The following is a 19108-nucleotide window of genomic DNA, read 5'->3' as shown; positions in this document are numbered from 1 at the left end:
GTGCGTTGACGGGGGCATCCCCGCAGTCGCGGGAAACAGGCTTGCTGTCCGGCCATGGACTCTATGCGACCAGCACGTTGCTTCAGGCCGCTTCGCCTCCGTTGAGCAATCAGGCCGCGACCGCAGGGTTGCTGTGCAGCGCCCCCACACCCAGCCCCAGCGGCACGGCTGCCGCCAGGGCTGTCCTTGTGCGGATGCGGCGTGACCCGGCCTCCCCAACGCCTCAGGCGCTGTCAATTCCCAAGTGCGCGAACGTGATGTCGCGGATCTGGGCGACCGCCTCCGGGGCCAGCTGCGCCAGCACCGGCAGGGCGGTGTGCCAGCCCGGGCCGCTCACGGCCTTGCCTAGGAACGTAGCGGTTGCCGCCACGGTCCCGTCGACGTCCGGGGAGGCCGCCAGTGCCAGGACCCGGAGCGTCTGGGTGAACGGGGCAGGACCTTCGGGGTACCTGGCGGGCGTCAAGCGTGCCGGTACCCGGCCCAGATGCCCAGCCACGGCGGCGAACGCCTCTGCGCGGTCTTCCGGGTCCTCGACGCGCCCCGCCGTCCGCTCCGCCTCGTCGGTCTCGCCGAGCAACGCGTAGAGGACGGCGAGGCCGGCCATGGGGACCTGTCCCGTACGCGCGACCCGCGACTCGCGCTCGAGCCAGTTCAGCCAGGTGGCGACATCCTCACCGTCTCCGATGCGCAGCACCGCGTCCACGAGGACGGTCGCGGGCTGCCACTCCTGAGGGACCGCTGGCGCTTCGGTACGCGCGCTTGCGATGGCCTGGCGGAGCCGAGCCCGGCACGCCTCGTCGGTCTCGGGCGCGGCGGCCGCGAGTTCACCGAGGTCCGCGAGGAGGCGGGCGGCCCGCCCCGGCAGATTCTTCGTCGCTTCCAGGCGCGCCCGGGCCGCGTCGACGATCCTGGCCGCAGCCGCCGGATCGTGAGCGGCGAGCTCTGCCGCGACCACCACGCGGACTCGTCCTGCCTCCTGCCGCCACGAAGTCTTACGCGCCCGCTCAGCCGGCTCCGTCCGGTCAATGAGGTCGTCCGCCGCACCGCCCTCCCCTACGAGGGCCAGTGCCTGCGCCGCGACGGCCCAGGCGCCTCCCCCGGCCTCCGGGCCTTCGACCGCAGCGCGGGCCGCCTCATGGGCCAGCCTGCGCGCGTCGGCCATGCGCCCTGATTCCGCTGACGCCATCGACACTTCGGCCAGGGCACGAGCCCGATTGCCGGAGCCGGCCAGTGCACCGGCGAGCACTTCGGCGTCCTCTTGGGCGCCGGAGCGCGCGAGTGCGCCGGCAAGGGAGGGCAGCCACGGCAGCGCATGCCCGGCACTGGCGTTGGTCTCCGGTAGCAGCGTGAGGGCCTGGTCCAGGCACCGCCTGGCCTCCGCTTCGCGGTCGCGTTCGGCAAGGCCGACGGCTTCCCTCGCCAGCCGCTGGGCCTGCGCCACCACAGGGTCTTCGGAGTCGTCAGCCTCATCCGCACTCTCCGCGATCTCCGCGTGTGTCATCACCGCGTCAGCGAAGTCGGATTTGTCATATCCCTCCCGGAATGCCTCGGGCACGCCCTCCAGCAGTTGCCGGACCTGCTCGCTCGAAACCCCGGTTCCGGTCAGTGCCCGGACCAGCCGTACGAGAGTGAGCCGGAATCCGCATTCGATGTGAGCTCGGTCCTCCACCGACAGCGAAGCTGGGTTCTGGCACACCGACTCGATCCGCTGCCTGGCCAGTCCCGCCAAGGCCACAGCCTCCTCGGGCCGCGAGCCGGCCAGCGTGAAGGCAGCGATCGACAGGACGTCCAGGTCTCGGAGTTCCTGGGACTCGGCCCAGCGGTCCCGGGCGTGGTCGCGCATCCGGTCATGGAGGCGCTCGCGCCGGTCCGGGGCGGCTGCCGCGAGGAGTGCCCAGAGCTGGATCGGGGTGGCGGGATCCTCCGCGGGGTCTTCGGCAGCGCGCTCCGCGAGCTCCTCCGCCTGGTGCTCCAGCTCGTCCAGCAGGTCGGCCGCCCCTGCCGGTTGGCGCGGGGCCAGGATTCCGGCCGCCTGAGCCCACGCCTCGTACCGCGCCGTGTTCGACCCGCGCGTTCCGCGCAGAAGCGCGACGCCGTCCTCCTCCTGCCCGCTGGCGATCAGGGCCAGTGCCGCCTGGGCGACGACGGCCTCGGCTTCCTCATCGCCCGCGATGAGGAGCGGCGCCTGCCGACGCGTGGTGTTCGCCCACGCCGCCGCTTCCCGCGCCGTCTCCTTCGCCTGCTTGTGGCCGATGCCGGCCAGTACGCGGGCCACTTCGGCCAGCGTCGCCGCTTTCGACGACGGGTACGGGGAGGCCAGCGCCAGAGCCCGGGCCCGGCGTGCGTCGCCGAGCCGGGCGAGCGCGCAGGGGATGTCGCGCGGAAGGGTCCGGGTGTGCTGGAGCATGAACGAGCGCGATGCGGCCGCGGCCGCCAGGACGGCCAGACGGTCCGCGGTGTCCCCGGTGGCCGCCTCCGCGGCGAGCTCGATGTCGGCAAGGGCGAGGTCCGACCCGAAGCCGGCCACCTGCCGCTGCTGGCGACGAAAGTCGAAGACGAGGGAGGCCAGCCGGTCAGGGCATCCACTGTGGTGCACCAGGCGGGAGTAGCCGGTCAGGAGGTAGTTCGGCGTGTGCTCAGGCCAGCCCACCTCCCCGTACCGGTCCGCCCAGCCTTGCAGGATCCTCTCGTACTTGGCCAGCCCTGCGCCGAAGTGCTGCTCCGCCACGCGAGGCAGCTCGTCGTGCGCCAGTACGTAGGTACGCAGGGCGGGGTCGTCGCCCCAGTCGGGGCCGCGCAGGGCCAGGTGGTCGCTGTCGTCGGGGCGCATGCCGCGGCCCGTGACGCCGTGGAGCAGCTCCATCACGTCGTACGGCAGGGTGTCCACGCCGATGAGCTCGGCCAGGTCCTCACCGCTCAAGGCTCCCCGGGCCGCGGTGAGCAGCCCAAGCAGGGGGCGACCCACCTCGCGATCCTTGAGCAGGGCGTCCAGGTCGTCCTTCAGCATGTCCCGGATGACGCGCGCCTCCGGAGAGGCGGTCAGCCTGCGGACGATGGCGGGATCGCGCAGCGGGTGGTCGGCGGGCACGTCGCTCGGCAGGGGTGGGTGCCGCCTGCCGGACACAACGACGCGCATGCCCGCCGGAAGCTCCTTCGGCAGCATCGCGGCGATGCTCAAGCCGCCGTCGCTCGGTGCGGCGGCCGCGTCAAGCCCGTCGACGACGAGCAGCAGGGTTCGGCCGAGCGCGCGGCTGGCCTGCGCGGCGGCTTCGTAGAGGTCTTCGAGACGGGAAGGCGCACCTCGGCCCACGACTCTGGCGAGCTGCTCGCGCATCGTCGTACGGAACACGTTCGGATGGTCGGTACCCAGACGCCGGGTGATGAAGTACGGGACGACATCGACACCGGCGGGCACGTACTGGAGCACGAACCAGGCCAGGAGGGCTGACTTCCCCGAGAACGGGTCTGCCTGCCACATCGCGTAGGAGTCGCCCTGAGGGCGCCGGTCGGCGGCAAACGCGGACATTATGTCCAGTTCCTTGAGCCGGCCGGAGAAGTCCCGCGGCTGGTGGTACTGCTTCAGCTCCGCCGCATGGCCGAAGAGACGGACCTTGGAGGTCGCGTTGAACCGGGGGCCACTGCCGCCTTGCCGGGTCTTGCTGGCCTGCTGTGCGGCTTCAAGGTAAGAGACCCACCCTTGGAGGCTGATGCCCTGGTAGTCCGGAGAGCGCTCCGCGGCTTTCCTCCCCAGGTATCGGATCAGAGCCAAGACCAAGTCCTGCTGACCGGCCTTGGGCGCTGCGCCTTTGCGCCAACCACCAAGGGTGGAATCCGGAAGGCAGAACCCCCGCTCCTTCAGATCTTTGACGATCGTCTTGAGGGGGAGCGTGCCTCCGACACCTCCGCCCGCCGCCTTGTAGAGCACCTCCAGCTCCCGCGCGAAGTCCGTTAAGACCGCTTCCTGCTCCACCCTGCCACCCCATCGCCACTTTGCCGGAACTTCTCCGGAAAATTCACTACTGCCCCTCTGACCAGGCTACTTACCGGAGATCCAGCTGTCCTGGCTTCGCCGGAAGACCTCCGGACACGGCATATCTGTGGGACCGAAGCCCGGCGGGCAAGACCGCCGGACGACCCGTCCAAGGGGGATCCACCATGTCCGTCCTGCCGTCCATGCTCCACGACGCGGCCGCGCTGACCGCCGCCACCGGCCTCGCCTACACCGGCGCCGTCGTCACTGTCGCAGCGGCGTCGGTCCTCTCCCGCAGCCCGGAGCGCCGGCGCGACGCCCGAGCGACCCTGACGATCCTCGTGCGGCGCCGCCCGCCGCGGTGACAACGCCCATCGACGCGCGGCAGACCGGCCCGGCATGGGAATGCAGCACGGGCACATCTGAGTTCACTGGCCATGGTGGACTAGGAAGAACGACTGCACTTCCTCCCTGGTGGGCACCACCCCTTCCGCTCCCGGAACGGTGGTGCCCCCACCTGTGGCGCGTTACCCTCAGCTCCAGTGCAGTGCATCCCCACACATGCGGGGATGCACCCAGCAGCTGGCCGTTGGTGAACCGCAGCGCGGCCTGCTCCCCGCGCATGCGGGGATGTCCCCCGTTACGAGCAAAGACAGCCTCGAAGCCCCGCGTGTGCGGGGATCAGGAATGCGCGGCCACTTGTGCAGTCGTCCCATTGGGATCATCCCCGCTAGCGCGGGGAGCAGTGGGCGCTCGTCGCCTCGGGCGGCAGGAACCCAGGGTCATCTCCGCGGATACGGAGCGCACTAGGACGCCTCCCGATTGGTCAGCATCCGCTTGGGCTCATTCCCACATGTCGCGGGAGCTCCTCATCTACGGCAAGCCCAAGACCCTGGCCCTGGAATCATCCCCGCAGAGGGGGGAGCAGATCTCGACGGGAACGTCGAGCAGATCCGAGGGAACTATCCCGTCAGGTGCGGGGAGCAGTTAGGCACGACGCTGTAGTGGTCGATGGCGTAGGGGTCATCCCCGCAGGTGCGGGAAGCAGGCGGGATCCACGGTCAGGGGTCCCACCCGATGGGTGTCTGCCCAGCAAGCCCTTTGCCTCAACAGTGTTGCCAGACAGAGTAGTTGATGTCTCACAAACCCCGTCATACCCGCTCTTGCGCATGCTACGGTCCTGCCACATTCCACCACGGAACCGTTACGAGCAAAGAGAGAATGACGCACCTTGGCTGAATTACACGCTCCACCTCACGGGGCGACGCGCCCCCCGTGGGACCCCCGACGGGAAGCATGCGCCAATGCACTGACATTGACGGGCGATAGGGTCGAGCGGAGCCTCACAGGACTGCTCGAGGACGCCGATGGGCTGCGTGCCGTCGATGACACCACCCCCGGCGCGACGGTCGCTCTCCTCGAGTACCTCCTGGCCATCTGCTACGCGTCGGGCACCTATCCGGTCACGGACGCGGAATGGCAGGACTGGGTGGAGCGCGGGCACTCGCTCGCCAAGGCCGCAAAATGGCTCGCCGAGCAGCCCGACGGGGAATGGGATCTCTTCCACCCCACCGAACCGCTCGGCCAGAACGCACTCCTCGCACCGTTCCTCGACCAGCACGGGGCAGGACCGGCCCAGCTGGTCATCGAGCGCGTGGGCGACTACAACCAGTTCTTCGACCACCACCACCTGGAGCACCCGACCCCGCTGCCCGCGGCCGAGGCTTTCCGGGCCATGCTCACGCAGCACGTGTACGGGCCCGCCGGGCGCGCGAGGATATCCGGCAAGGAAACCCTCGGCCCCACGATCACCAACCTCGCCATCGGCCGCCTCAGCAGCCGTATCCGGGTCGTCGCCCTCGGCTCCACGCTCGGTGAGACCCTCCGGCTCAACCTCACGCCCTGGGCCGACGGCCCGGGAGAGTTCAACCGCTCCTGGACCGCCGGCACGACGGAGCGCCGCGGCTTCCGCACGAAGCCGGACGGCCGGCCCGTCAGCGGTCCGGCGGACCTGCACAGCTACCTCGGCCGATCCATCCTGCTGCGTCCGGCCGCCATGCCCGAGACCGGGGAACCCGCCGTCGACCGGGTACTCGTCGGCGCCGGCGAGCTGCTCGCGCTCCGGCGCCCCCAGCTCCAGGACGTCGTCTACGCCAGCACGGCCGAGGGCAAGACGAAACCGCTGTGGGCATCGAGGTCCCGCGCCTTCTGGCGCGACGCGCACGCCCTGTACGCCGCGGTCAAGGACGCGCGAAAGCCGGACGACGCCCGCCAGAGCGCGAACCTCTACGAGAGGTTGGCCAGGTTCCCCCGCCCGGACGACTCCGCCGGCCCGGACCGCCCGCCCGTAGGTCAGTTCAAACTGTGGGCAGTGGGTCTCGTCGCCAAGCAGACCACGGTCATCAGCTGGGTCACGGGCGTCTACCCGTTCGCCCCGGGCCTGGGCGCGACGCTGCACCGCGCCTCGAAGGACGGGTCACAGATCGCCGAGTACGTCGCGACGAGCCTGGGCAAGGCCGCCTACGCGGCATGGGAGATCGCATACCCGAACCCGAAGCCGTCCGACAAGGCCGCCCAGATCGCGCGCTTCGACGTCCGGTGGCAGCACTGGGAGGCATCCGAGGAACCCTTCAACCTCCTGTTGGCGCAGACGGCCACGGGAGTCCCGGTCGACGAGTGTCTCCTCGACTACGCCTCCACGCTCGCCTCCAACGCCGCTGAGTTCCTCGCCAAGAGCCTCGACTCGCTGCCGAGGAACGCGCGGGGATTCCAGGCCCGCGCCGCGGCGCTCCGGCGGTTCGAGAGCGAGCTGGAGAGCCGCAAGGCCCCGGCCCAATTCCAAGGGGAGGAAGCATGAGCACGGAGACCGCGCCCGACGACGCACTCACCGCCCACCACGCGTGGGAGGAAGCCGAACCCAGCGAGCGCCTGACGGCCTGGCTCACCTCGCTCGTGCGCAACCGGGAGTACGGACAGCTCGCAGACCTGCGCCGGCCCCGTGTACGGACGAACACCCACATCCGGGCCGGCTGGTTCGACCCGGAACAGCGCGAGGTGTTCGAGCAGGTGGCCTTCCTCTTCGCCGTTTACCACCGCGGCACCTCCAAGCCCTCGTACGGTGCCGGCAGTCTCGGTGCGGCAGCACGCAGGATCGGCAGCGATGCTGGCCGCGGTCCCAAGGACCCCGGAGCGGCCCGTCTGATCGACCGGATCGTCTCCAGCCGCCGCATCCCCTGGCGGCATCTCCAGCACGCGGTGGCCCGGCTGCGCTCCTGCGACCAGGCCCCGCCGTCCTGGACACAGCTCGCGGAGGACCTCAGCCGGTGGAACGACCGCAAGGCCGGGATCGCCAACCAGTGGGCCGTGGACTTCCACGCGCCGCCCACACCGCCTCGTACCGCCGGCAAGAGCGCGAAGACCACCGAGACCACCCCGAAAGGCATGACCAAGTGACCACCTCCGCCTCCTTCACCGGCAGCCCCTTCCTCTCCCTCCACCTGCTGGAGACGCTCGTCGCCGTTCTCCCCGTGCGGGACGAGAACGGCTCTCCCAAGTCGATCGTCTACGGCGGCGCCGAACGGCACCTGATCACCAGCCAGGCCCGCCGCCGCGCCGAGCGCGTCCACGCCCGTGACCGGGCCAACGCGGGAGTCGGGCCCCTCGTCGGGCGCACCACCGGCACCCGTACCCGCGAGTGGGCAATGATCACCGCCCGGGCCCTGTCCTCCGAGCACGGCTGGGACATGGCCGAGGCGGTCCCGACCGCCCGCGCGGTCATCGAGGCCACCGGTCTCAAGTTCGGCGACCCCGGCAAGCCGACCGTCGCCAATCTGACGAAGGTCCTCCTCTTCGCCCCGTCCGACGCGGGCGTGCGCATCGCCGCCCACATCGCCGAGCAGGCCGAGGAGATCCGAACCTGGACGGCCACGTACGCGGCGGCGCAGGCGGCCACCGCGAAGCCCAAGCGGGGCGCGAAGAAGGCCGCCGAGTCCGCTGACCCGGAGACGACCGAGACTACGGAAGGCTCGGACGGCGCGAAGTCCCTGCCGCCGCTTCCTGCCGGGACCCGGACCGCCGTGCTCGCCGCCCTCGCCCCCCGCGACGCCATCGACATCGCCCTGTACGGGCGCTTCCTAGCCGAGATCGCCGACTCCCCCAACGTGGACGGCGCCGTGCAGAGCAGCCACGCCTTCACCGTCCACGAGGCGGAACAGATCGACGACTTCTACGCCGCCGCCGACGACGCCAAGCTGGACCGCAAGCGCAACGCCCTGGACTTCCTGGACGCAGCCGACGACGCCGGGGCCGGCATGACCGGCTACCAGTCCCTGATCTCCGGCACCTTCTACCGCCACGCCGTGCTCGACCGCGTCAAGCTGCGCAACAACCTCCGGGCCGCCGGCATGAGCGTGGAAGAGGCGGAGGAAGCGTCCGTCGCCGCCGAGGCAGAGTTCGTCAACGCCTTCGTCGACGCCTTCCCGGAGGCGAAGAAGAACTCCACCGCCTCCACCGGATCACTGCCCGCCCTGGTCCTCGCCTTCGAGGGCGGGCGACCGTACAACTACGCGGCGGCATTCCAGCGCCCCATCGACGAAAGGCCGCCGCACAAGGACGACACGGGCACCAAGGACGACAAGGGCGGCGAAGGCCCGGCCGGCCCCGCAGCGGTCAGGCGGCTGCTCGCCCACCACGTGTTCGTCAGCGACCGCCGCGACGACATCATCTCCGGCCGCGTCCTCACCTACGACCCGCACATCGACGAGCTGCTCGGGGGACTGAAGGAGCTCGGCGCGACGAAGGTGACCTCCATCAAGGGGCTGACGGCGTGACGCACGTCCTGCTCATCCGGCTCGCCGCTCCCCTGCAGTCCTGGGGGGCGGTGTCCCGCTTCTCCCGCCGGGACACCCACAGCCGGCCCACCAAGTCGGCGGTCATCGGGCTGTGCGCGGCAGCCCTCGGCAGGGACCGTACCGCCCCCATCGACGACCTCGCCGCGCTTGAGTACGGGGTGCGTGCGGACCATCCCGGGACCCCCGTACGGGACTACCACTCCGTCGGAGCCGGCCGGTACCCGCTGCGCCCGCGCGACATCATCACCGACCACCGGCGCGCGGCGGCCGTCTCCGCGAGCCTGGACGCGGCGACCGGGGACCACTTCGGCCACCACGAGCTGGCCGGATGGTACGGAGCGCCCAAGAAGATCGCCACCGATCCCGTATCCGGAGCGCTGGTCTCGGGCGAGCTCTCCCGTAGCGCGCTGATCACCGAGCGCTGGTACCTCTCGGACGCCGCGTTCCTGGCCGGGCTCCAGCACACCGATCGGGCATGGCTGGAGGAGATCGCGTACGCCCTGGAGCACCCGAAGCAGCTGCTGTGGCTGGGGCGCAAGTCCTGCCCGCCCTCAGGCACCCTGGCCGCCGACATCCTGCCCGGCCCCCTCGCGGAGGCGTTCACCGCGAAGCGGCTGCTGCCCGACGGGGAGGGCCCGGTGTTGTCCGGGCGCCGCCCGTGGGCCTGGATCCAGGCGGACCCGGCAACCCCCGGGGCCTCCCCCGTCAACGACCAGCCGGTCTCCTTCGACCCGGCACGCCGGGCCCACGGGACACGCTGGGAGACCCGTACCCGAGTCGCCATCTCCGCCGACGCCACCGAATGGGACATCATCCCGTGAACACCCCACGCACGACGGCGGCCCGCTTCGTCGCCACCCACTCCGTCCTGACAATGGACGCCCGCCACCCGTACGTCGCGAAGTCCCTCGTCGACGCCCAGGACATGCACCGCACCGTCATGAACGGGTTCCGCGGCTGGGTCGAGGACGGCGATCCGACCGCCCGCGCCCAGATGGGCGTCCTGTCCACGTGGTCGGTGGACCTCAAGGCGGCGGCCCTCGTCCTGGTCGTGCAGTCGCGGGTGCCGGGCGACTGGAGCCGTATCCCGCGCGCCGCGCTCACCGGCAAGCCGCACGTCATCACCGTCGACCGCACGGTCCGCGCCGGGGACGTCCTCGGCTTCCGTACGGTCGTCAACCCGACCCGCAGCAAGCCGACAGGCAAGCCGGCCTCCGAGAAGTCCCGCGGACAACGGATCCCCCACAGCACCCCCGACCACGTCAAGAACTGGTTCATACGGCGCCTCCAGGCGGAAGACGAACCCGCGACAGGCGAGGGCGGGGTGGCCCGGATCGGCGCCACCGCCGACCCGGCGACCCTCGGCGTCCGGATATTGCCCACTGTCTCCAGTCCCGCACCGCACAAGGGCCTGCGCATCGCCCGCGCGGAGATCCGCGGCTCCCTGACGGTCACCGACCCGGAAACCCTGGTGACGGCCCTCTCCAACGGCCTCGGCCACGCCCGCGCGTACAGCTGCGGGCTGATCCTGACGCGCTGAGGAGCGGAGGAGCCGGGGAGCCGAGAGGCCCCGACTTTTGTCCGCGGACAAAAGTCGGGGCCTCCCGAGGTGGTGTCCCGTCTCAGAAGATCTGGTTCGGCAGGACCGTGTCGAGCCGGTCGAGTTCCTCCCGGCGCCCGACGATCGCAGGGCCGCAGCCTGGTGGCAGACCACCGACGACCAGAGCAATGGCTTCCTCGGCGGTGTCCGCCTCCCCGACGATCTGGGAACGGGACGGCCCAGCGACGAGGTAGCGCCCGCCAGGAAGATGCATGACGAACGGAACATTCCAGGACCAGTCACCAGGGCACCTGCTGAAGTGCAGGTTGTGGTGGCTGCTTGAGGGATGGAGCTGCCGGAGAAGCGGATCAGCATGCGCGGCTCGCACCAGCTCGAAGTCCATGTCCTCGCGATGGAGCAGCCGCTGCCAGGCAACCTCCACGACATCATCCTGACCAGGCTCAGCGCCATCGGAAGCACTCGGCGCATCTATCGATCCCATGCGCTCATTCTGCCGACCCATGCGCCAACAGAGCTTTGCCCGGGCCAGTTCATCGAGATGACTTACGGATCGATCCCGTTCACTTGAGACAGGGACCAGACAGGCCGTGACAGCACAGTGGTGCCCCTTGACAAGGAAGTCAGTCCAGCGCGGCCTCGATCCGGAGCGACCAAGTTGGATGTCAGACGGCGCGTCTTGCCCAGCTCGCCCATGGGTTTGTGCCGGCGTGGTCTGAGGGACCACGCAACGTCGAGAGGGCCCGTGACACCCTGGGGCAATGCTTTTGGGTGATCACGCAAAGAGTGTCGAGCTCTGCCCGCTGCGGTACCAGTTCTCCGAGGTCCGCGGCGACTCCTACGATGACAACTGGCTGGTCGTCGGTGGCACTGCGACGACTCCGGAGGGCATCTGGTCTTTCACCGATCCTTGTCTGCTGACCAATGAGGCCCGTGAGGTGTCCGCTTGGCTGCGCGCGGTGGCTGCGGTGACGGTTAAGGTGACCGGGCCAGATGCCGACTGCTACTTGTCCCCGGACACGTGGTTCGTCGAGCCGGTCCTGGCCTTCAGCCTCGTTAGTCGAAGTGACGACGGTGCAGTGATCCGCGTGCACCCGCCGCAAGCCCGCCGCCGAGCAGGCGCCGCAGGGCGCGTTGAGGCGGGATCAGCTGGCCCGAGGGGTCTCCTCGACAAGGTCAAGGTACGTACGCTGGAGTGGAGGACGCCAAATGAACGCGTCTGCGATCTCGGAACTGAAAGGGTAGGTCTGCCAGTGGCTGGTGATGTCCTGCCAGTGCTCGATCAAGGCGTTGCGGTCGCCTTCCTCCCTCATCCGGTCGTACATGAGGTCGAACCTGTAGACGCGACCCCCGTCCGACAGAACGACACCGGTCTCCGCCTCCGGGCCGTCAGGGAAGAGATAGACGAGGACGGTGGTGGAGATGGTCAACCCGCGCTCGGCGAGCAGCTCTCGTAGACGTGCCCAGAGGCTGAACTGGCTCGCCCGCATCAGCCGGGTGCACTTGACATACATCAGCGATTTTCGGCTGCCAGGCGAGTGCCCGTTGGACAGAGAGGCCAGGGGCCCCCAATCCTCATACAGCTCGGCCGGGATCAGCACCCCACGGTGCGCCTGTCCGCTTGCAGATTCAGGTGCAAAGGCAGCGGAGTCCCGGAAGGACGCAGCCGCTGCCTGGGAGCGGGACTGTCGGCTGTGATGAGACGACTCGTGTTGGAGCCGCCCAGGGGACCTACGAGGCATGGGCCTTTCGGATGATCATGCCTCGTATCTTGCCATGTCCACATCCCCCTTCGGGACAGCCCCAGCCTCAACATCAAATTGACGCCTGGCTTCAAGAGATGTCTGCGGTGAATCCGGACGCCCACACGGGCGAGTTGTCCTTCGAGGCCCTGTCTGGGCGGCTGTCGGGGTCGCTACACCCACCTGTGTGACCAAAGACCTGATGCTGCGCGGTCTGCCCGCGCTCGCCCTCGGCACTCTTGCCCGGCCCACAGGTCTCACGTGATGATCAAGCAGGACCGACTGACGGACGATCGCTGCGATCTCTGACGCTGGGGGGCGTATGGGTGCCTATCGTTTCAATCCGCCACCGAACTGGCTGATGCCGACGGGCTGGACTCCCCCAGAGGACTGGACACCGGACCCATCCTGGCCGCCACCCCCGGACGGCTGGCAGCTGTGGATTCCAGCCCAGCAGAACGGTGAAGGCCCGGGGCGCGCTCCTACAGCAGAGGTTCCGGTGCCTCGCCGGCAGCGCTGGTTCCGCCGCAATCGAGGGGATGGCGGAAGCGAAGCCGAGCAACTGCGCGACTGGATCACGCGAACCCAAGGCTCCGACGCCGCGACGGTGGCGCTGCTGAAGCAGCAGACCCGTCAGGAAGCCGAAGAACTACGCCGGCGGGCAGTGGACGAGGCCGACGAGATCGTGCGCGAGGCACGTCGTACGGCCAAGGACAGTCAGGTAGCCGCCCGCCAGGCCGCGAAGGACACTGAGAAGGCACGGAAGGAGACGGAGAAGCGCCGCGCCGAGGTCTATCAGGCGGAGAACCAGCTGAACGATCTGCGCACGCGGATCGTGACCACCGACGAGACCGTGATGCTCCAGCAGATCGGGATCTACGCCTACCGCCACCCGCTCGACGACGCTGTGGCCTACCGGGCCCGTCTGGACACCATCAAGGCGAAGATCAAGGAACTCGCCCGCTCGCAGCAGGCCGTACTCGGCGCCAGCGGCTGGACCGTAAACGGATCGGCCCGCCAGGGCACCAAGATGATCCGCGACTATTCCAAGCTCATGCTCCGCGCCTACAACGCCGAGGCCGACTACGCCGTTCGCAGCATGCGCCCGCACCGTCTCGCTTCACTGGTCGATCGGCTTTACAAGAGCCGGGAGACGATCGCCAAGCTGGGCGCCACCATGGACATCCGGATCGCTGATGCCTACCACGATGCCCGAGTGGAGGAGCTGCGTCTGACAGCGGACTTCCTGCAGCGCAAGGAAGAGGAGAAGCAGGCCCAGCGCGAGGCCCGTGCCCGCGAGCGGGAAGAGGCAACCGCTCAGCGGGAACTGGATCGCGAGCGGGAGAAGCTGCACAAGGAGATGAGCCACTACCAGAGCGCGCTGGACAGGTTGCGGGCCCAGGGCGATCACGCGGCTGCCGCCGAGATGGCGGCGAGGCTCGCGGAGATCGAGGGTGCCTTGGACGACGTGGAGGCCCGAGCCGCCAACATCCGCACCGGCTACGTGTACGTGATCTCCAACGTCGGGGCCTTCGGCGACAGCATGGTCAAGATCGGGATGACGCGGCGCCTCGAACCGCTGGAGCGAATCTACGAGTTGAGCGGCGCCTCTGTGCCCTTCCGTTTCGATGTCCACGCTCTGATCTTCAGCAAGGACGCAGTCGGCCTCGAAACAAGGTTGCATCAGGAGTTCGCGTCACGCCGGGTCAACCGGGTCAACAGCCGCAAGGAGTTCTTTCGCGTCACGCCCGCAGAGGTCAAGGCCGTCCTCGAACGGAGCGCCGGTGAGCACCTCGTCGAGTTCAAGGAGGTCGCCGAGGCGATCGAATGGCGTAGCAGCAGTACGACGAGCAGCGAAACATCGGCGCCGTGAGATCGAGCCGCGATGGAAGCGATGGGTGCCGCGGTACGCCATTTAGATGATCCGACCGAAAGTTCTGGTCCTCCAGCCGTCTCCCGCAGTTCAGGCCTCGCTAGACGAACGACCGCCGAAATGGGGGATGGAGTCCGCAGTGGGTACACGGTGCCAACACCTAGCTGACGGCCGCCGCAGCCGAACGCGCGCCTAACACGGCGCGTCCCCACAGCCGGGTCCGGGCGCAGCCGCTCGAAGCCCACCAAGTGGCTCGGATGACGCTGCCTCGGCCGCCGCACGGTCAGCGTCTCGGAACCTCGGCCCCTGCTGTCACAGGGCGAGGTGACCGAACCGCCGGCCTCTCCCACGACGGCAAGTCGTACATCCGTGCGGGTGGCAGTTGTCGCGAGTGGAGTAGCGGCCCGCTGTTCCGCTGTCGCGGCGGCCAGGGATGGCGAGGCAGTGCCCCCGTACATGGGTGAGGAGCTGATGTCTGATGCTGGAGCGGACCCGATGCGGAAAGCGCACCGAGATCACGTCCGTCCTGACAGTCGACCCTCCGGTCGGCGAGGTCAGCCGGTCGTGGAACTCGGCGATCAGCCCGTGCTCGCGCCGGCGGCGGAAGAAGTCGTAGACCCGGACCCATGGGGAAGTCCGCGGGCATCGCTCGCCGCGAGATCCCGCCCGCGGTCAAGTAGCGGATCGCGTCCAACAGCTGCCGGTGGCAGTAGCCTTCGGGCCGTCCACCCAGCCCCGGGAAGCAGGCCGGCACCGGCGGCAACGGGCGGACGGCCGCCCACTCCGCGTCCGTCACATCCGACGGATACCGGCGCAGCCGGTCCGGATGGTTGGCCGCGTTGCCGTACACGTGCGCGAGACAATCACACACCATGGCGGGCGAGTTGAAGTCAACATGGCTCGGGCACGTACAACAAGGACAACAGAGCCTCCGGGAAACACTCGGAATGGGATCGCACCCCGAGCTACCTGGAGGCACTGTTTTCACGCGCGGAACCGCCGCAATCATCCGATCGAGACTCCCGTTCGATCGACAGCCTTCGAGGTCGGTACGGGCAACAACCACTTACATGTCGGGATGCTTCGGCAGGGCGAGCCAGTCCGACCAGGAGATCTCTCGGCCGAGGAAGCGCGGCTGCACGAACGGCCAGTCGGCGGCGATCCACTGCGGCACCAGCTCGTCGAGGGCCTGCTCGACCTTGCTGTCCACCAGCTCGTCCACCACCCACCAGGAGATCTCGCCGTCCGCTCCGGCCCTCTCCGGCGGGTCGATGTAGACACAGCCGAGCAGAGCTGTCTCCGCCGCATCGAACAGCGCGTAGTTGAAAGACTGGTGTGCGGCGATCTCGTTCTCGTGCCGCAACAGGTCGGCCTGGTCGGCCTCGTAGGTCATGGTGGCCGCGGGCCAGCCCCAGGCCGGGCCGAAGATGGTCCACAGCCTCTCGCGCGAACCCATCACAGCCGGATAGTCGAGCGGGGTGTCCGCCTCCCGGATCGGCCGCAAGTGGTGGCCACCGCCCGGCAGCGGTACCAGGACGGGATGGACGAAGTCATCGGGAAGCCAGCTCATAGCGCCCGACCGTAGCAGCGCGAGACCGTCCGCTCCTCTAGATTTTCCCCGCTTACCACCAGGCCCTGATCTCATGCCAGGCAGGGCGCGCCCGGCGCGAGCAGGCTGGTGCGCCAAGCGCCTTGATCATGGAGGCCGAGTAGACCATCACCAGACCGAGCACGCGGCCGTGCCCGACGCGGCGGTCTCCGCGACCGCGAGCGTCAACAACTCGCCCGCCAGTAATTGGCGCAACACATGCCACTTGATAGCCAGCAGGCCGGGGGCAGTGGAACGGACTACGGAAGCCTTGCGACCTGCAGCAGGACCGCCAACTCCGACCGCCTGGACACGAGCACTCCGCAGCATCGCCACTCGAACATGGCCAAGTGGGAGGCGGACGTCTTTGATGCGGTCCAATCCGGCCAGGTGGTCCACTACACCGTGACCCCGCTCTACGATGGCCCGCGCGTGGTGCCAGTCGCCTTCCGAATGCAAGCGTCCGGGTATGACCCGAACAGCGGAAATGGCTCCTACTTCGACAAGCTCGTATTCAACGAGATGCACAGCAAGACGGGCCAACAGTGACACAACACGGGCCAATGACCCCCGACCAATTGGGTGAAATGGTGGCCGCAAATGACGCAAAAATTGAGGGCCCTCTGTCGGAACTTCTAGGCCTGGTCGTCCGCAAGGAAGACTCTGCCGGCGACGTCGTCGACTGGGGTCGTGCCAGGGCCGTGAATGGTCACCAGTTCCCCGTCGACTACATGAATTTCATCGAGCGCCTGGGAGGAGGTTCCTTCGAGGAGTCTCTGAACGTTCGGCCGCCTCTAGTCGCGGCTTCGGACGCCGAACACAGAATCCGCGCCATCTCGCCGGAATCCCTGGCCGCCCCCCTGACCCATCGGTGGACCGACCCGGACGCTGCAGCGATCTACAGAGTCGAGGACATGGTGATCTGGGGGGAAACGGCTGGAGCCGACACCTTGTGCTGGATCACAGGTGACGCGGCCCCCGACGCGTGGCCGGTCGCCGTCTACAGTCGCAATGACTTGGCCTGGACGGTCTACCACTGCACACTGACTGAATTCATCCTTCGAACCCTCCGTGCAGAGTTCGATGTGTGCCCACTCAGCGACGCATATCTATTCGGACTGGAATCTCCGCGATTACTTAGCGCACGGGAGGAGGCAGAAATGATGAACCAAGGGAGTGACCCCAAGGATGTAGGGCACCCCAAGGTGCCCTCCGCGTGAGCCGGTCCGATCGATCGGCTCCCCTGGCGCCGCGCCCACATCCGGCGGAGGTATCCCTTACCGCTCTGCGGAGCTGCGCACAATTGCAGCGGCAGGCGCCCATGCCGCCGGCTCAGGCCGTTGATCAGACGGGGCGGGCCATGCAGACAAGCCACGGGGATTCGGGGGACGGCTGGACGGTGCCGATCTCCTCGTCGTAGCCCCATCCCTCGTACAGGCGCATGACCTTTCCGTCGCCGGCGGCCGGGTTCACCATCAGCGTGGCGTGGGCCTCCGGTCGGCCGTCGAGGAGCGCGTCGTGCATGCGGCGGGCGAGGCCGACGCCGCGCCATGCCGGGGCGGCGCCGAGCTCTTTGACTGCGACGGCGTCCCGGGCCGTGTAGCGGCCGGGCGCGGGGATCGTCATGCGCTTCCACCACCGGTCACCGGGGCCGACGGTGTTCCCGTAGGTGTACCCGATGGGCTCGCCCGTCTACTCGTAGGCGATGACGGCCGCCCAGCCCGGTTCGGCGCGGCGTGCCGGTCCAGGCGCTCCAGGCGTTCCAGGAACACGTCGAGGCGGTAGTTGGGGTGGTCGAGCAGGTCGGCACGTACTTGGGCGTACACGTCACCGATCGTCTGCCGTACCGGATCCAGGGCTGTGTACCAGTGCAGGGCAGGGGTGGGGTCGGTCGTCATCGTGCGCTCGCGGTCACTCGGGCCGTGTAGTCGCGCCACACGGCGGCCTGGAGGCTGTGAGGGGGCGTGTCGGTCAGGCGCTGCCCGAATCCGGCGAGCATCCGGGTGACGCGCGGATGCGAGGCCGCGGCCTCGGCGGGACTGATCGACGTGGACGCCGGCTCGTGGGCGGCCCTCGCCGAGGCCGGCGGAGCCTGGACCGTCCGGCAGGGCGGCTCCGACCGCATCTGGGACGCCATCGAGGACCACGTCAACCGCTGGCGCGAGCACGGCGCCCCGGAACTCGACCAGTTCACTGTTACCGCCACCCTCTACGGCCACACGATCACCTGCCCCGGAAACTGACCACCATGACGGCCCCTGCCTCCGGCGCCATCCCCGGAGACAGGGGCCGCCGCCGTCTCCGACCGGTAGGGTGCTGCCCTCGCCGGACGGAGGAGAACGACCATGGACGAACCCCTGGACCGATGGGCGGCCCGCCGCGCAAAGCGACTCCGCCCCGTCGGCGAACGCAAGGCCGTCACCCTCGCACCCGGGGCGCACGGATCCCACGTCCACCCCAACGCCCCTCGCCTCATCCTGGAATGGGACGGCTACCAGTGGACGACACTGGCCACGGTCCCTGACCGCGCGGCAGCCCGCCGCTTCCTCAACCCCCAGACGGCCGACGAAGCGCTGCCAACGCCTCCCGCCCGGTCCCCCATGGCCGCGGGAACGGGAAAGCATCGCAAACCCCGCGCCGACTGAATGCGGAGCACCGAACCCTTCTGTCCCTCCCCCACCACCAATGACGCGGAAACGCCCGCGGCGGCCCCAACCGCGTTCACGGCGTGGCGCCCCACTCCCGTGCCCGGAACAGCCGCTGAATCCCTCGCCGTTGGGACGGACATGAGCACACACTGCATCAACGACCTCGCGGCGGAGATCCCTCTCAGCCCGGCGCGGGGAGGAAAGCAGCTTGGGCCAGGGGTCGATGTCGAAGTCGGGTTGCTCCCCGCAGAGGCGGGGAGCAGGCAGGCGGCGTTGACCTAGCCGCGCTTGCCGCCTCGGCAAGCGCGGAAGGCGGCGAGGACTACACGTATGCTCCGCAGTACTGGAGCAGAGCCGAGCTGCCCAGGGTCCTGGGTACGCCTGATGCCAACGGGGACGGCAACCCCGGCGTCTGGGTCGTCAGCAGCGACGGAAAGCAGTACCTCTTCCCGGGCGAACCGCCACGCTGCCCGGCGCCCCTCCGGTGTGGACGAAGACGCCTGGAACACCTTCCTGGCAATCGGCTAGCCGGAGCGATCCCGCGCAGCATTGCAATGGCGGTGCACGGCCCGGGGTGTTGTCCCCGGGCCGTGCGTCGGCCACTCACCAGTCCGTTCCAGCCCGAGGCTTGCGCCAAAGGCGGTGGAAGAGGGCGTTCGGGACGCCGTGCCGACTCTCGACGGGGACGGTGTGGCCCCGCGCCTCGCTCTGGACAATGCGCACTTGACCACGGTGTTCGCCCTCTTGGCCGTGACCCGTCATGTCGCCGTGTACGGAAAGCAGCAGAACAGGGCGCCCCACCCGGTGCCCCGCGAGGAGGACCGGAATCCGCCCTGGAGGCGGTCCCGGCGAGCGGCTTGTGACGGCTCACCTATGCGG

16 protein-coding genes and 2 pseudogenes are annotated in these 19108 nt (G+C 69.0%); 13 read left to right on the top strand and 5 right to left on the bottom strand.

Annotated elements, in window-relative coordinates; translation table 11 throughout:
* Positions 1–223 precede the first annotated feature (223 nt).
* A complete protein-coding gene (locus tag IE248_RS36045) occupies positions 224–3970 on the bottom strand; it encodes an ATP-binding protein (protein WP_190033000.1) in 3747 nt (1248 codons plus the stop codon).
* 185 nt (positions 3971–4155) lie between these two features.
* Here IE248_RS36045 and IE248_RS36040 point away from each other — a divergent pair, with 185 nt between their 5' ends.
* The 6 genes from IE248_RS36040 to IE248_RS36015 all read left to right on the top strand — a co-directional run bounded on the left by IE248_RS36040 (position 4156) and on the right by IE248_RS36015 (position 10360).
* Complete coding sequence (locus IE248_RS36040) at positions 4156–4335, top strand: hypothetical protein (protein WP_190032999.1); 180 nt, start codon at positions 4156–4158, stop codon at positions 4333–4335.
* A 950-nt stretch (positions 4336–5285) separates the two neighbouring features.
* Positions 5286–6827: a type I-E CRISPR-associated protein Cse1/CasA gene (locus IE248_RS36035; protein ID WP_190032998.1), complete on the top strand. Its 1542-nt coding sequence runs from the start codon at positions 5286–5288 to the stop codon at positions 6825–6827.
* Entirely contained in the window at positions 6824–7423 is a 600-nt protein-coding gene (gene casB, locus IE248_RS36030; protein WP_190032997.1) for a type I-E CRISPR-associated protein Cse2/CasB, read from the top strand. Before IE248_RS36035 ends, casB begins: the two co-directional genes overlap by 4 nt.
* A complete protein-coding gene (locus IE248_RS36025; protein ID WP_190032996.1) occupies positions 7420–8799 on the top strand; it encodes a type I-E CRISPR-associated protein Cas7/Cse4/CasC in 1380 nt (459 codons plus the stop codon). Before casB ends, IE248_RS36025 begins: the two co-directional genes overlap by 4 nt.
* Positions 8796–9641 (top strand): type I-E CRISPR-associated protein Cas5/CasD, encoded by an 846-nt coding sequence (gene cas5e, locus IE248_RS36020; RefSeq protein WP_190032995.1) that lies wholly within the window; start codon positions 8796–8798, stop codon positions 9639–9641. Before IE248_RS36025 ends, cas5e begins: the two co-directional genes overlap by 4 nt.
* Positions 9638–10360 (top strand): type I-E CRISPR-associated protein Cas6/Cse3/CasE, encoded by a 723-nt coding sequence (locus IE248_RS36015; protein WP_229895781.1) that lies wholly within the window; start codon positions 9638–9640, stop codon positions 10358–10360. Before cas5e ends, IE248_RS36015 begins: the two co-directional genes overlap by 4 nt.
* Before the next feature lie 82 nt (positions 10361–10442).
* On the opposite strand, the gene IE248_RS36010 is transcribed toward IE248_RS36015, so the two are convergent.
* Positions 10443–10763, bottom strand: coding sequence for a DUF6193 family natural product biosynthesis protein (locus IE248_RS36010; RefSeq protein ID WP_190033014.1), 321 nt, complete (start codon positions 10761–10763; stop codon positions 10443–10445).
* Between IE248_RS36010 and IE248_RS36005 the strand changes: the two genes are divergently transcribed.
* The 3 genes and pseudogenes from IE248_RS36005 to IE248_RS35995 all read left to right on the top strand — a co-directional run bounded on the left by IE248_RS36005 (position 10707) and on the right by IE248_RS35995 (position 13993).
* A complete protein-coding gene (locus IE248_RS36005) occupies positions 10707–10949 on the top strand; it encodes a hypothetical protein (protein WP_190033020.1) in 243 nt (80 codons plus the stop codon). The genes IE248_RS36010 and IE248_RS36005 overlap by 57 nt on opposite strands.
* A 190-nt stretch (positions 10950–11139) precedes the next feature.
* Positions 11140–11472 (top strand): annotated as a pseudogene (locus IE248_RS38735) (WapI family immunity protein); the annotation flags it as partial.
* A gap of 970 nt (positions 11473–12442) precedes the next feature.
* The gene (locus IE248_RS35995; RefSeq protein WP_190032993.1) at positions 12443–13993 is read left to right on the top strand and encodes an SNIPE associated domain-containing protein; all 1551 of its coding nucleotides are present in this window, start codon (positions 12443–12445) and stop codon (positions 13991–13993) included.
* Between the two features lie 283 nt (positions 13994–14276).
* Here the strand turns inward: IE248_RS35995 and IE248_RS38675 are convergent, their stop codons facing one another.
* Positions 14277–14867, bottom strand: coding sequence for a transposase (locus tag IE248_RS38675; protein ID WP_350874664.1), 591 nt, complete (start codon positions 14865–14867; stop codon positions 14277–14279).
* A gap of 192 nt (positions 14868–15059) precedes the next feature.
* Positions 15060–15563, bottom strand: a complete 504-nt coding sequence (locus IE248_RS35985) for a GNAT family N-acetyltransferase (RefSeq protein ID WP_190032992.1) — start codon at positions 15561–15563, stop codon at positions 15060–15062.
* A 360-nt stretch (positions 15564–15923) separates the two neighbouring features.
* Here IE248_RS35985 and IE248_RS35980 point away from each other — a divergent pair, with 360 nt between their 5' ends.
* Both IE248_RS35980 and IE248_RS35975 read left to right on the top strand, forming a co-directional pair.
* Positions 15924–16130 (top strand): hypothetical protein, encoded by a 207-nt coding sequence (locus IE248_RS35980; RefSeq protein ID WP_190032991.1) that lies wholly within the window; start codon positions 15924–15926, stop codon positions 16128–16130.
* Between the two features lie 14 nt (positions 16131–16144).
* On the top strand, positions 16145–16801 hold the full coding sequence (locus tag IE248_RS35975) for a hypothetical protein (RefSeq protein WP_190032990.1): 657 nt from the start codon (positions 16145–16147) through the stop codon (positions 16799–16801).
* A gap of 124 nt (positions 16802–16925) precedes the next feature.
* Here the strand turns inward: IE248_RS35975 and IE248_RS35970 are convergent.
* A pseudogene (locus IE248_RS35970) lies at positions 16926–17479 on the bottom strand (GNAT family N-acetyltransferase).
* A 105-nt stretch (positions 17480–17584) separates the two neighbouring features.
* Here IE248_RS35970 and IE248_RS35965 point away from each other — a divergent pair.
* Both IE248_RS35965 and IE248_RS35960 read left to right on the top strand, forming a co-directional pair.
* Positions 17585–17824 (top strand): hypothetical protein, encoded by a 240-nt coding sequence (locus tag IE248_RS35965; RefSeq protein ID WP_190032989.1) that lies wholly within the window; start codon positions 17585–17587, stop codon positions 17822–17824.
* 102 nt (positions 17825–17926) lie between these two features.
* Positions 17927–18226 (top strand): DUF6087 family protein, encoded by a 300-nt coding sequence (locus IE248_RS35960; RefSeq protein WP_190032988.1) that lies wholly within the window; start codon positions 17927–17929, stop codon positions 18224–18226.
* Positions 18227–19108 lie beyond the last annotated feature (882 nt).

Origin of the sequence: Streptomyces goshikiensis (assembly GCF_014650555.1) — a bacterium.
GTDB classification, from domain to species: Bacteria; Actinomycetota; Actinomycetes; order Streptomycetales; family Streptomycetaceae; genus Streptomyces; species Streptomyces goshikiensis.
The sequence above is the reverse complement of the archived record's forward strand: the minus strand, read 5'-3'. Positions and strand labels throughout refer to the sequence as shown.

What these genes read in the sequence shown, in the direction of transcription:
- IE248_RS36040 (WP_190032999.1), top strand. Translation starts at nt 4,156, where the DNA reads ATGTCCGTCCTGCCGTCCATGCTCCACGACGCGGCCGCGCTGACCGCC.
- IE248_RS35975 (WP_190032990.1), top strand. Translation starts at nt 16,145, where the DNA reads ATGACCCCCGACCAATTGGGTGAAATGGTGGCCGCAAATGACGCAAAA.
- IE248_RS38675 (WP_350874664.1), bottom strand. Translation starts at nt 14,867, where the DNA reads ATGGTGTGTGATTGTCTCGCGCACGTGTACGGCAACGCGGCCAACCAT.
- IE248_RS35985 (WP_190032992.1), bottom strand. Translation starts at nt 15,563, where the DNA reads ATGAGCTGGCTTCCCGATGACTTCGTCCATCCCGTCCTGGTACCGCTG.
- IE248_RS35960 (WP_190032988.1), top strand. Translation starts at nt 17,927, where the DNA reads ATGGACGAACCCCTGGACCGATGGGCGGCCCGCCGCGCAAAGCGACTC.
- IE248_RS36005 (WP_190033020.1), top strand. Translation starts at nt 10,707, where the DNA reads ATGGAGCTGCCGGAGAAGCGGATCAGCATGCGCGGCTCGCACCAGCTC.
- IE248_RS35995 (WP_190032993.1), top strand. Translation starts at nt 12,443, where the DNA reads ATGGGTGCCTATCGTTTCAATCCGCCACCGAACTGGCTGATGCCGACG.
- IE248_RS36010 (WP_190033014.1), bottom strand. Translation starts at nt 10,763, where the DNA reads ATGGACTTCGAGCTGGTGCGAGCCGCGCATGCTGATCCGCTTCTCCGG.
- casB (WP_190032997.1), top strand. Translation starts at nt 6,824, where the DNA reads ATGAGCACGGAGACCGCGCCCGACGACGCACTCACCGCCCACCACGCG.
- IE248_RS35980 (WP_190032991.1), top strand. Translation starts at nt 15,924, where the DNA reads ATGGCCAAGTGGGAGGCGGACGTCTTTGATGCGGTCCAATCCGGCCAG.